Origin of the sequence: Streptomyces sp. NPDC005752 (assembly GCF_040630715.1) — a bacterium.
Classification (GTDB): Bacteria; Actinomycetota; Actinomycetes; order Streptomycetales; family Streptomycetaceae; genus Streptomyces.
This window is the reverse complement of the sequence record NZ_JBEXYB010000017.1, coordinates 64,165-75,908: the sequence shown is the minus strand read 5'-3', so window position 1 is coordinate 75,908 and position 11,744 is coordinate 64,165. Positions and strand designations below refer to the sequence as shown.

The 11,744-nt window shown below is 72.7% G+C and carries 9 protein-coding genes and 1 pseudogene; 5 read left to right on the top strand and 5 right to left on the bottom strand.

Annotated features, from left to right (window positions below; translation table 11 throughout):
• The first annotated feature begins 33 nt into the window (after nucleotides 1-33).
• From ABZ441_RS16405 to ssuE, 3 genes are read left to right on the top strand one after another with little or no spacing between them, the layout of a single operon-like run.
• Nucleotides 34-1,374 carry an NtaA/DmoA family FMN-dependent monooxygenase gene (locus ABZ441_RS16405; protein WP_358973714.1) on the top strand — a complete coding sequence of 447 codons (1,341 nt, stop codon included), beginning with the start codon at nucleotides 34-36 and terminating at the stop codon, nucleotides 1,372-1,374.
• Nucleotides 1,375-1,428: 54 nt separating this feature from the next.
• Nucleotides 1,429-2,196 carry an alpha/beta hydrolase gene (locus ABZ441_RS16400; protein WP_358973711.1) on the top strand — a complete coding sequence of 256 codons (768 nt, stop codon included), beginning with the start codon at nucleotides 1,429-1,431 and terminating at the stop codon, nucleotides 2,194-2,196.
• Between the two features lie 55 nt (nucleotides 2,197-2,251).
• Nucleotides 2,252-2,809, top strand: coding sequence for an NADPH-dependent FMN reductase (ssuE, locus tag ABZ441_RS16395; protein ID WP_358973708.1), 558 nt, complete (start codon nucleotides 2,252-2,254; stop codon nucleotides 2,807-2,809).
• 4 nt (nucleotides 2,810-2,813) lie between these two features.
• On the opposite strand, the gene ABZ441_RS16390 is transcribed toward ssuE, so the two are convergent.
• Nucleotides 2,814-4,229: an NAD(P)/FAD-dependent oxidoreductase gene (locus ABZ441_RS16390; protein ID WP_358973705.1), complete on the bottom strand. Its 1,416-nt coding sequence runs from the start codon at nucleotides 4,227-4,229 to the stop codon at nucleotides 2,814-2,816.
• An 86-nt stretch (nucleotides 4,230-4,315) separates the two neighbouring features.
• On the opposite strand from ABZ441_RS16390, the gene ABZ441_RS16385 reads away from it, so the two are divergent.
• Nucleotides 4,316-5,152: a nucleotidyltransferase domain-containing protein gene (locus ABZ441_RS16385; protein WP_358973702.1), complete on the top strand. Its 837-nt coding sequence runs from the start codon at nucleotides 4,316-4,318 to the stop codon at nucleotides 5,150-5,152.
• A gap of 59 nt (nucleotides 5,153-5,211) precedes the next feature.
• Here the strand turns inward: ABZ441_RS16385 and ABZ441_RS16380 are convergent, their stop codons facing one another.
• The 3 genes from ABZ441_RS16380 to ABZ441_RS16370 all read right to left on the bottom strand — a co-directional run bounded on the left by ABZ441_RS16380 (nucleotide 5,212) and on the right by ABZ441_RS16370 (nucleotide 8,919).
• Entirely contained in the window at nucleotides 5,212-6,063 is an 852-nt protein-coding gene (locus tag ABZ441_RS16380; RefSeq protein WP_358973699.1) for an inositol monophosphatase family protein, read from the bottom strand.
• Between the two features lie 45 nt (nucleotides 6,064-6,108).
• Nucleotides 6,109-7,905 (bottom strand): gamma-glutamyltransferase, encoded by a 1,797-nt coding sequence (locus ABZ441_RS16375; RefSeq protein WP_358973696.1) that lies wholly within the window; start codon nucleotides 7,903-7,905, stop codon nucleotides 6,109-6,111.
• A 174-nt stretch (nucleotides 7,906-8,079) separates the two neighbouring features.
• Nucleotides 8,080-8,919 (bottom strand): maleylpyruvate isomerase family mycothiol-dependent enzyme, encoded by an 840-nt coding sequence (locus tag ABZ441_RS16370; protein WP_358973693.1) that lies wholly within the window; start codon nucleotides 8,917-8,919, stop codon nucleotides 8,080-8,082.
• 299 nt (nucleotides 8,920-9,218) lie between these two features.
• Here ABZ441_RS16370 and ABZ441_RS16365 point away from each other — a divergent pair.
• A pseudogene (locus ABZ441_RS16365) lies at nucleotides 9,219-10,283 on the top strand (biotin/lipoate A/B protein ligase family protein).
• A gap of 77 nt (nucleotides 10,284-10,360) precedes the next feature.
• Here ABZ441_RS16365 and ABZ441_RS16360 read toward each other — a convergent pair.
• Nucleotides 10,361-11,731 (bottom strand): diaminopimelate decarboxylase, encoded by a 1,371-nt coding sequence (locus tag ABZ441_RS16360; RefSeq protein ID WP_358973690.1) that lies wholly within the window; start codon nucleotides 11,729-11,731, stop codon nucleotides 10,361-10,363.
• Nucleotides 11,732-11,744 lie beyond the last annotated feature (13 nt).

Genomic DNA, 11,744 nt, shown 5'->3' with positions numbered 1-11,744 from the left:
CCGCGTCTCCCGCACCACTGAGAGGAACACCCCATGTCCCGCAGGATCCATCTCGCACTGCACCCGTACGGCGTCGGCGGCCCCGGCCAGCACGGCCTCTGGAAGGACCCGGGCGTCGCGAAGAACGCCAGCATCGACATCGACTACTACATCCAGCAGGCCAAGGCCGCCGAACACGCCCTGTTCGACGCACTGTTCGTCGTCGACAGCCAGTTCATCAACGCCACCTACCCGTCGCACTACCTGAACCGGCTGGAGCCGCTGACCCTGCTCTCCGCCGTCGCCACCCACACCAGGAACATCGGTCTGGTCGGCACGGCGAGCTCGACGTACAACTCGCCGTTCAACCTCGCCCGCCGGTTCGCCTCCCTCGACCACATCAGCGGCGGGCGCGCCGGCTGGAACGTGGTGACCAGCTTCGACACAGGTACGTCCAGGAACTTCGGGCTCGACGAACACCTCGACTACGCCACACGGTACGGCCGCGCCCTGGAATTCGTGCAGGTCGCCCGGGGCCTGTGGGACTCCTACGAGGACGACGCCTTCCCCGCCGACGTGGAGCGCGACGTCTTCCTCGACCCGTCCAGGCTGCACGCGCTGAACCACGACGGGGAGCACTTCAAGGTCGCCGGTCCGCTCAACATCTCCCGTTCGCCGCAGGGACAGCCGGTCATCTTCCAGGCCGGGGTCTCCACCGAGGGCCGGGACCTCGCCGCGCGCGTCGCCGAGGGCATCTACGCACCGGGCGGCACGCTGGAGCAGGCCCAGGAGTACTACGCCGACATCAAGAAGCGCACCGCGGCCTACGGGCGCGACCCCGACCACATCAAGGTCTTCATCCACGGCGGTCCGATCGTGGGGGCGACCGACGAGGAGGCCCGGCGCCGCGAGCGGGAGATCTTCGAGGAGGACAACGACTTCGCGAGCAACCTCGCCCTGCTGGGCCGCTCCTTCGGCGCGTACGACTTCGGCGTGCACGACCTGGACGCACCGTTCCCGGACGTCGCCCACCTCGCGGAGAAGGGCGGCCGGACAGGTGCCGCGAAGATCATCGAGCGCGCGAGGACGGAGAACCTGTCGCTGCGTCAGGTCGCAGAATCCGTCAACGCGTTCCGCCGCTCGCCGTTCGTCGGGGCTCCGGAGACCGTCGCCGACACCATCGAGCAGTGGTACGGAGCGGGCACCCTGGACGGCATCAACCTGGCCTTCAGGAACAACGACGACCTCGACCGCTTCGTGGACGGCGTGGTGCCGCTCCTGCAGAAGCGCGGCCTGTTCCGGACCGAGTACGAGGCGGACACCCTGCGCGGCAACCTCGGACTGCCCCTCCCGGCGAACCGCCACACCTCCGGGCGCGAGCTCGTGAACGACTGACGCGGTCCGCGGAACCCCCGAGCAGGCACGCACCCGCACACGCAGGAGTCCGAGATGACCGAGTACAACGACCACCACGCCCCCGAGGGCCTGCGCACGCGCGGCACCGTCGTCGTGGTGCCCGGCCGCGGTGAGACCCGGGCGGCCTACACCCGGCTCGGCAGGCGGCTGGCCGCCGATGCCTACCGTGTCCGGATCGTCGACGCCCCCGACCTCGACGGGGGTGACCTCGCGGGCTCACTGACCCGCTTCGGTGAACAACTCGCCGCTGCGGCCGAGGACTCGGCCACAGGTGGGGACGCCGTACGCCCCCTCGTGCTGGTCGGCGCGGACACGGGAGCGGTCGCCGTGGCGGCGCTCCTGGGCCGGGGCGGCGTGCCGTCCGCCGCGCAGCCCGACGCGGTCGTCCTCGCCGGGGTCCCCGGCGGCGGCGCGACCGCCGTCGGCGGCTGGGCGGACGAGCTCGACGTGCGTACCGCCTGCCCCGCCCATCGGGGCACGCTCACCGAGGACGACGGGACGAAACGCGGCGCGCTCGGAGAAGAGGTCCCGGAGGCGCTGCTCACAGCCGCGTACGACGGCCTGCTCGACGTACCCGCGCTGCTCCTCCTCGGTGACGCCGATCCGCTCGCGGACCGCGAGGCACTCGTGCGTACGGCGAAGTCACTGCCGCGTGCCCGGCTGTCGGTGGTGCGCGACGCCCACCACGACGTCCTGAACGACGTGCAGCACCGCTCGGTGGCCGCGGAGGTCGTCACCTTCCTGGAGACCCTGCGCGACGGGCTGGTGCCGGTCGTCACGGTCGAGTCGAGCACCTGGTAGACGCTGTCACGCCCGGCACCGCCGGCATTCCCGACCCTCAGAGAAAGGCACTCCCATGGCAAGCATCCTGTCTGTCTCCGGCAGCCCCTCCGCCACGTCCCGTACCGCACGGCTCCTGCGCCACCTCGACGACCGGCTCCGGGACCAGGGGCACGAGGTGACGCCGCTGGACGTGCGCACCCTGCCCGCCGAGGCTCTGCTCGGAGCCGACTTCCGGCACCCGGCGGTCGTCGCGGCCACGGCGCTGTTCGGGGAGGCGGACGGGGTGGTCATCGGCACTCCCGTCTACAAGGCCGCCTACTCGGGCCTGCTGAAGACGCTGCTGGATCGGCTCCCCCAGTTCGCGCTGGCCGGCAAGACCGTACTGCCGCTGGCCACCGGAGGAAGCACGGCCCATGTGCTGGCCATCGACTACGCGCTGCGCCCCGTACTCAGCTCCATGGGGGCGTCGCACATCGTCCCGGGCTGGTTCACGCTCGACAAGGACATCACCACCGGCGAGAACGGCACACTGGCCGTCGCACCCGGCGCGGCCGAGGCCCTCGCCCACGTCACCGACACCTTCTCCCGTGTGCTGGGCGGGCGTACGGCGGTACTGGCCCCCACGGGCTGAACGCTCACGCCGCCCTCAGGCGCCGCCACACCGCCTTCGCCGCGTGATGCCCCGACATGCCGTGGACACCCGGGCCGGGCGGGGTGGCCGACGAGCAGAGGAAGACGGCGGGGTGGGCGGTGGCGTACGGCACGCGGGCGAGCTTGGGCCGGAGCACCGTCTGGAGCCCGGAGAACGCCCCGGTGGCGATGTCTCCGCCGACGTAGTTGGCGTTGCGCACCGCGAGCTGGGGCGGTCCGGCGACCGCGCGGGCCAGCACCAGGTCGCGGAAACCCGGGGCGAAGCGCTCCAGTTGCCGTTCGATGGCCTCGGTGGCGTCACCTTCCCAGCCTGCCGGTACGTGCCCGTACACCCAGAAGACGTGGCGCCCCTCGGGTGCGCGGGTCGGGTCGACGATGCTGGGCTGCGCGGTGATCAGGAAGGGGACGCTCGGGGCGTGGCCCGCCCCCGCGGCGCGCAGGGCCGCGTCGATCTCGGTGGCGGTGGGGCCGATATGGACCGTGCCTGCACGCCGGGCCTCCTCGGCCGTCCAGGGCACGGGGCCCGACAACGCGTAGTCGATCTTGAAGCAGGCGGGACCGTAGCGGTAGTGGTCGTAGGCGCCGCCGAGTCCGGCGATCCGGGCGAGCGCGGTCGGTGAGGTGTCGAAGACGTAGGCGCGGGCGGGTGGGAGTTCGTCGAGGCGTTTGACCTCGATGCCCGTGCGGATGGTGCCGCCCTCTTCGCGCAGCAGGGCCGCCAGTGCGTCGGAGATGGCCTGCGAGCCGCCGCGCGGTACCGGCCAGCCGTTCTCGTGCGCCGCGAGCGCGAAGAGCAGGGCGATCCCACCGGTGGCGATGCCACTGGTGGGTGCGATGGCGTGCCCGGCGAGGCCCGCCATCAGAGCGCGCGCCTTCTCCCCACGGAATCGCCGGGAGAGCAGCGTGGCCGGCTGGATCGCGTCCAGTCCGAAGCGCGCCCAGCGGTACGGGTCCTTGGGCAGTCCGTCCCACGGGGTACGCAGGAAGTCCTGGGCGAGGGTGTCCCAGTGGCCTGTGAAGGGTGCGACCAGCCTGCGGTAGGCGCCCGCGTCCTCCGGGCCCAGTGACATGGCGGACTCCCCGACCGACCTGGTGAGCACCGCGGCGGAGCCGTCCGGGAAGGGGTGGGCGAGTGACAACGGCGCCTGGAGCCATTCGAGACCGTGCCGGGCGAGCGGCATCGCCCGGAAGGCCGGGGACCCGATGCCCAGCGGGTGCACGGCGGAACACGGGTCGTGGCGGAAGCCGGGAAGGGTCAGCTCCTCGGTGCGGGCGCCGCCCCCGACGGTCTCACCGGCCTCGAACAACTCCACGGCGAAGCCGCGGCGGGCCAGCTCGACAGCGGCTGTCAGCCCGTTCGGGCCCGCCCCCACGACGACGGCATCCAGCATCGATGGCACCTTCGGACTCCTTTGTCAGCCGGCGGCCGGGGAACCCAGGATATTAGGGTGTTCCGACGACGGACCCCCGGGTAGCCTCCAGCTCGATGAACAGCGGATGCGTGCCCTCCCCCGCCATCGGCGCTATGGCCGCCCGGCTCACCCGGCTGCCCGGTGTCGAGGCCGTCGCCCTGGGCGGGAGCCGGGCCCGCGGGGCCCACCGGCCCGATTCCGACTGGGATCTCGGCGTCTACTACCGGGGCACCCTCGACCTGTCCGCCCTGACCGCGTTGGCGTCCGAGGCACAGGGGACGCCGGTCGACGTGGCGGGCCCCGGCGGATGGGGCCCCTGGGTGAACGGCGGCGCGTGGCTGACGGTGGACGGCGTCGCCGTCGACTGGATCCTCCGCGATCTGAACCGGGTGGAGTCCGTGTGGTCGGACTGCCGGGCGGGCCACTTCGAAGTGGGGGTGCAGCCCGGCCACCCGTTGGGATTCTGGTCCCCGTGTTACGTGGGGGAGGTCGCCGTCGGCCGGGTGCTGGAGGATCCGCGCGGTGAGCTGACGCGCCTTCAGGAGGAGATGCGCGTCTACCCGGAGCCGCTGCGCCGTGCGCTCGTCGATGCGGCCTGGGAGGCCGGGTTCTCCGTGGACTCCGCGCGCAAGTCGGCCCCGTCCGGGGACACGCTGCATGTCGCCCTCTGTCTCTCGAAGGCCTTCGGCATCCTCGTCCAGGCCCTGCACGCCCATCACCGGGCCTGGTGCCTCAACGAGAAGGGGGCGCTCGCCTCGGCCGCCGCCCTGCCGGACACCCCGGGGGACTTCGCGGACCGGGTGTCCGCGGCCCTGCGCGGACTGGACGCGGCGGCGGTGGAGACGGCGGCCGGCATCGTCAGCGAGGTGCGAGCCGTGCTGGACGACGGCACTCCGGCCGGCGGTGCCTAGGCGCGGCGCCGAAATCATGCCTGCCGGAGCCGTCGGGGGAGAACACAGGGCGCCGGCCACTATTCCTGCCGGCCGGCCCTCAACGCGTCCAGGATCCGCTCCGCCGTCGCCTCGTCCCTGGCCGCGGTGAACGGCAGGTCGTTCCCGCCGGTGATGCGGTACGGGACACCGGAGAGTGTCGCCTGGGCGCCGCCTGCCTCGGTGACCAGGAGCAGTCCCGCGGCATGGTCCCAGGCGAACTCCCAGTTGAAGGCGACCGCGTCCTGCGCGCCGCACGCGACGGCGAGGTATTCGAGGCCCGCAGACCCGCAGGCGCGGGCATCGATGCCGTCGGTGCGCAGACCGAGCAGGGCGCGCTTCTGGGCGTCGGAGGTGTAGTCGGGGTGGGACATGGCCACCTTGAGCACCGCGCCGGGCGCGGGCGAACCACTCCGCAGAGCCGTGCCGTTGAGCGTGGCGCCCCGGCCGCGTACGGCGACGGCCACCTCGTCGAGCACGGGGGCGTACGTCCACGAGGCGTACACCTCCCCGTGCCACGCGAGGGCGACCAGGGTGCAGAAGCCCGGCTCTCCGCGCACGAACTGGCGGGTGCCGTCGACCGGGTCGACGATCCACACGGGTGCGTCGCCGCCGAGCGCGTCGTAGACCGCGGGGTCGGCGTGGACGGCTTCCTCGCCGACGACGACCGAGCCGGGAAGCAGCTGGGTCAGGGAGGCGGTGAGGTGCTCCTCGGCCAGCCGGTCCGCGGCGGTGACCAGGTCGTGCGGGCCGCTCTTCTCGACGATCTCGTGTGCGGCCAGCTGCCGGTAGCGCGGCAGGATCTCGGCGGCTGCCGCTGCCCGGACCGCCGCCTCCACCTCGGCCGTCGGCCCGGCGTGCCCGGCGGTCCCGTACAGAAAGTCATCGATCATGGCTCCAGCTAAGCACGGTACGCCGAGGCCACCCCGGGCAGGTGGTCAGCGGCCGACCGCGTAGCCCTGCATCCCGCGGGGATTGGCGGCGGCGGACAGGACGCCGGTCTCCGGGTCCCTGGCGACGGCGCACATCCGGCCCTCGGACCAGGGTTCGCCCACGGTGACGTCGTGGCCGCGCCGGCGCAGTTCCGCGACGACCTCCGGGTCCATTCCCTCCTCGACGGTGACGCTGCCCGGTCGCATCCCGCGCGGGAAGAAGGAGCCGGGGAAGCTGTCGTTGTGCCAGTTCGGGGCGTCGATGGCGCCCTGGAGGTCGAGGCCGCCGCGCACCCTGTCGCGCAGGGCAACGGCGAGGAAGAAGTGCACCTGCCACTGGTCCTGCTGGTCGCCGCCCGGGGTGCCGAACGCCATGACGGGGACTCCGTCGCGCAGGGCGAGGGACGGGGTCAGCGTGGTGCGGGGGCGGCGGCCGGGGGTCAGCGTGTTCGGCAGTCCCTCGTCGAGCCATGCCATCTGCAGCCGGGTGCCGAGCGGGAAGCCGAGCTCGGGCACGACGGGGTTCGACTGGAGCCAGCCGCCGCTGGGTGTGGCGGCGACCATGTTCCCCCAGCGGTCGACGATGTCGAGGTGGCAGGTGTCCCCACGGGTCGCACCGTCCTCGGCCACGGTCGGTTCGCCCGCTCCGGCCACCGGGACACCCACGGCGTCGAAGCCGGAGGCGACGGCGTGGGTGTGCGCGCTGAGGACCGGGGTGCGGCCCCCGGGGCTGCCGGGGCTCAGCTCCAGGGAGGCGCTGTCCTTGATCAGGGCCCTGCGCTCGTCGTTGTAGGCGGCGGACAGCAGGGTGTCGACGGGCACCTCGGCGGCGTCGCCGTACCAGGCCTCGCGGTCGGCCATCGCGAGCTTGCAGCCCTCGACGAGCAGGTGGACGTAGTCGGCGGAGCCGTAGGCCGGGAGTTCGGCCGGGAGGAGGGCGAGCTGCTGGAGGAAGACGGGGCCCTGGCTCCAGCCGGCCGCCTTGGCCAGCGTCCAGCCGTTCCAGTCGTAGGTGGCGGGCGGCTCGTACGTCGCGGACCAGTCGGCCAGGTCGGCGGCGGTGAGGGTGCCCGTGCGGCGGGTTCCGCTGGTGTCCATGGTGGGTACGGCGGCCTGGCGGACCAGCGCCTCGGCGATGAAGCCCGTGCGCCAGACCGCTCGGGCGGCGTCGATCTGCGCGACGCGGTCCGCGCCGCCCTCCGCCTCGGCCTCGGCCGTCAGCCGGCGCCAGGTGGCGGCCAGGGCCGGGTTGCGGAACAGCTTCCCGGGCTCGGGCGCCTTTCCTCCGGGAAGGTAGACGTCGGCGGAGGCCGGCCACTCGGTCTCGAAGAGCTCGCGGACGGTCTCCACGGTCCGGCCGACGCGCTCGACGGGGGCGTGGCCGTCCTCGGCGTATCCGATCGCGTAGCGCAGGACCTCGGCGAGGGTTTTGGTCCCGTGGTCGCGCAGCAGCAGCATCCAGGCGTCGAAGGCGCCGGGCACGGCGGCGGCGAGCGGGCCGGTGCCGGGGACCAGGTCGAGACCGAGCGAGCGGTAGTGCGCGGCGGAGGCCCCCGCCGGGGCGGGGCCCTGGCCGCACAGCACCTGTATGTCGCCGTCCTTCGGCGCCAGGATCATCGGGACCTCGCCGGCCGGGCCGTTGAGGTGCGGCTCGACGACGTGCAGGACGAATCCGGCGGCGACGGCCGCGTCGTAGGCGTTGCCCCCGTCCTCCAGGACGGCCATCGCCGACTGCGAGGCGAGCCAGTGGGTGGAGGACACCATGCCGAAGGTGCCCTGGAGGGTGGGGCGGGTGGTGAACACGGGTGCGGCTCCTTGCTTCGGCGTGCTGGGGTGGGCTTCTGCTTCCGTGGCGCGGTTCGGATCGTACGTACCCGGGGCCGGGGCCCGGCAGTTCGTCGTACGGCACGAGGCGCGTCCGGGGGTGCTGGGCGACCGGGGCGGTCCGGCCCGGGTCGTGGCGCGATCCCGCTTCCCTCACGGAGCCTTGAAGTACTCCGGGAACCGGGGCCCCATCCACGGCTTGCGCCCCCACGCCAGTACCCGCCCCCTGGCCATGGCACCGACGGGCGAGCAGCGGCCGAGCGCCATCAGCAGGAACGTGACCGGCTCGATGGAGATCGTGCAGTCCGGGCGGTCCGGGAACTCGTGGCCCACGGTCGCCGTACCGTCGGCGAACGTCACCCCGAATCGGCCGCCGCCCCACAGCCGGACCGCGTAGCGGGCGTTCAGCCCTGCCGTGGCCGCTGCGTCGGTCGCCCGTGGCATGGCCTCGACCATGAAGGGGAGCGCCAGCGCGACCCGTGCCCGGTCGACCATGTGCGGACGCTTCAGTGCGCGGGCCAGGTCGTAGCCGTGGCCCAGCATGTGTGTCAGGAGGTAGGAGCCCAGGACCACCCGGTTCATCGGACCCATGGGCGTCATCAGCGTCTCGTCTGCGGGGTGCTCGGCCACCGCGTCCAGGTACGCGCGGGCCTGCGTCACGATCATCGCGGCCAGCGGTTCCGCCGCCCGCTCGCCGAAGGCGGCGAGAACCTGCTCGTTGGCCGCGGCGATGCCCTGCGGAGTGCCGTCGCCGTGACGGCGGGACCGCCCTGCCGCCACCTCCGCCATCAGCTCGTTGGCCTGCGCCAGGTGCGCGGCCACCTCTCCCACCGTCCACACCAGTCCCGGCACGGGAGCGCCGGTGTCGGGGACTGCGCGCAACAACTCCGCGATCTCCTCGGCCGTCGCGCGTATCGCATCGGCCAGCCCCTCGGGCAGGCGCTCGGAACGCGCTCCCCGGACGCTCTGCCCCTGATCGGCCTCCGAGCCCATTTCCCACCGCTCCCGTGAACGCCGTGCCCGTCACCCGAGCCCGCCGCCCGTGCCTGTGGCCTGCGGTACACAAGAGCAGCCCGCACGGCTTCCCGGCAAGAGGCGGGCGCGCGCGGGTGGGCCGTGTCCTCGTCCCGGCCGGTCAGTTCGCGCACGGTGCCGTGCAGTTGCCGGACCCGGACCGCTCAGCCGCTCGCCGGTGCGGGCGTTAGGGTGCGATGCGAAGTATGTGCGCGTATACCGGGATGTCGGACCGACAGGCTCGGACCCCTCACCGCGCACCGGAAGGGAGCGAAGCCGTGCATGGCGAGTACAAGGTGCCCGGCGGCAAGCTTGTCGTCGTGGATCTGGACGTCGAGGAAGGCGTACTGCGCGACGTGCGCGTCGCGGGGGACTTCTTCCTGGAGCCCGACGAGGCGATCCTCGCGATCGACGGAGCCCTGGAGGGCGCCCCCTCTTCGACGGACGCCGCAGGCCTGGCTGCCCGGATCACGGCCGCACTGCCAGGGTCGACCGTCATGCTCGGGCTGAGCGCGGAGGGCGTCGGCATCGCCGTTCGGCGAGCCCTGGCCCACGCGACCGAGTGGAGCGACTACGACTGGCAGCTGGTACACATGGGACCGCAGGCGCCGGCCCTGCACATGGCGCTGGACGAGGTCCTGACCGCCGAGGTGGCCGCCGGGCGGCGGGCACCCACGCTGCGCGTCTAGGAATGGGCCTCGCCCGCAGTGGTCATCGGCAGCTTCCAGTCGCTGCGGAACGAGGTGGACCCCGGGGAGGCGGCGAAGCACGGAATGACCGTGGTGCGCCGTGTTTCAGGTGGCGGGGCCATGTTCGTGGAACCCATGAGTACGATCACCTACTCGCTGTCCGTGCCGGAGTCGCTGGTGTCGGGCCTCTCCTTCGCCGACAGTTACGCCTACCTCGACGACTGGGTCCTGGGCGCACTCGCCGACATGGGGATCAGGGCCTGGTACAAGCCCCTCAACGACATCGCCACCGACGCCGGCAAGATCGCCGGTGCCGCCCAGAAGCGGATGGTCGGCCCTGACGGTGGCCCTGGAGCCGTGCTGCACCACGTGACCATGTCGTACGACGTCGACGCGGACAAACTGGTGAGGGTCCTGCGCATCGGCAAGGAGAAGATGTCCGACAAGGGCACCACGAGCGCCAAGAAGCGCGTCGACCCGCTGCGCCGTCAGACCGGTCTCGCCCGGGAGCAGGTGATCGACAACATGATCGCGTCCTTCCGTGACCGCTACGGGCTGACCATCGGCGAGGTCACCACGGAGGAGCTGGCCCGGGCGGAGGAGCTGGTGCAGACGAAGTTCGCCACCGAGGAGTGGACCGCGCGGGTGCCGTAGGGGACGTCTCCTTCCCGCACGGGTGCCGCGGACGACCCGCGGGTCCGGTCGGGAAGGCCGGCGGCGTCACTCCGCACTCAGAGGCCTCGTGGGGCCCCCAGGGAGACCAGCGCGCCGGCGTGGGCGAGGCCGCTCTCCGCAGCGATCTCGTCGAGCGTCTGGGCGGTGCGGACCGTGGCGAGGCGTACGACGCCGGACCCGTCGGCCGTGAAACCGTGAACGGCGGGCCTCGGCAGGCTGTTGTAGGCCCAGGGTGTCGAGAAGTAGTAGGCGCCGGTGTCGTACAGGACGACGAAGTCGCCCTCCTGCAGCTCCGGGAGTTCCTGGCCGTGTGCGACGACGTCGCCGGCGAAGCAGCACGGGCCCGCGATGTCCTGTCGCAGCGGGGCGCCGGTCCGGGGGTTGCCGTCCGCGTCGTGGGCGCCGACCCGCAGGGGCCACGCGTCGGGCATCAGGACGGTGCGCGTGGCGGTCTGCGCTCCGGCGTGGGTGACGGCGATCCGCCGGCCGCCGGCTTCCTTGACGTACTCCACGCGTGCGCCGATGAAGCCGTTCTTGGCGAGCAGTGAGCGGCCGAACTCCGTGACGAGCGCGTACCGGCCGTCGAAGAGACCGGGGACGGCCTCGCCGAGCGCCCGGGTGTACTCGGCGAAGGTCGGCCGCGTCTCGTCGTCGTCGAAGTTGACGGGCAGTCCCCCGCCGATGTCGAGGCTCGTGATCTGCCGGTTCCCCAGCGTCCGGTTGATCTCCTCGGCCAGCCGGTACGTCTCCGCGACGCCCTCCGCGATGAGTTCCAGGGGGCAACCCTGGGAACCGACGTGCGCGTGGAGCCGGGTGAGCCACGGCCGCTCGGCGAACGCCCGCACCACGCGGTCGCGCGCGCCGGGATCGCGAAGCGCCACGCCGAACTTCGAGGTGGCGGTGGCGGTGCTCATCGCTCCGATGGAGCCACCTCCGACCTGGGGGTTGACGCGCAGTCCGACGACCGAGGTGCTGCCCGCCGGGCGGAGTCCGTCGATGCGGCGCAGTTCGTCGAGGTTGTCGGCGTTGACCGCCACACCCAGGGTGAGGGCCTCGCTGATCTCCTGCCGGGTCTTGGCGGGCGAGTCGAGGACGATGCGCGCGGGCACGACCCCCGCGTCGAGCGCGATGCGCAGCTCGCCGGGGCTCGCCACCTCGGCCCCCATACCGAGCCCGGCGAGCAGCCGGAGGACGGGGACCAGGGAGGCCGCCTTGACGGCGAACGTGTGGAGGACGTCGGGCGCGTGGGCGAAGGCGGCGTCGAGGCTTTCGACGGAGGTCCGGATCCCGTCCGTGTCGAGGAACCCGGCGACCGGCTGATCCTCGCCGACGAGTCCGGTGGCGACGGCCCTGCGCATCACGGCGGAGACGCGCTGCGCCGGGGCGGGCGCGGCGGGGACCGGGGAGTGGTCGCTGGCTGAGGTCACGGGTGATCTTCCT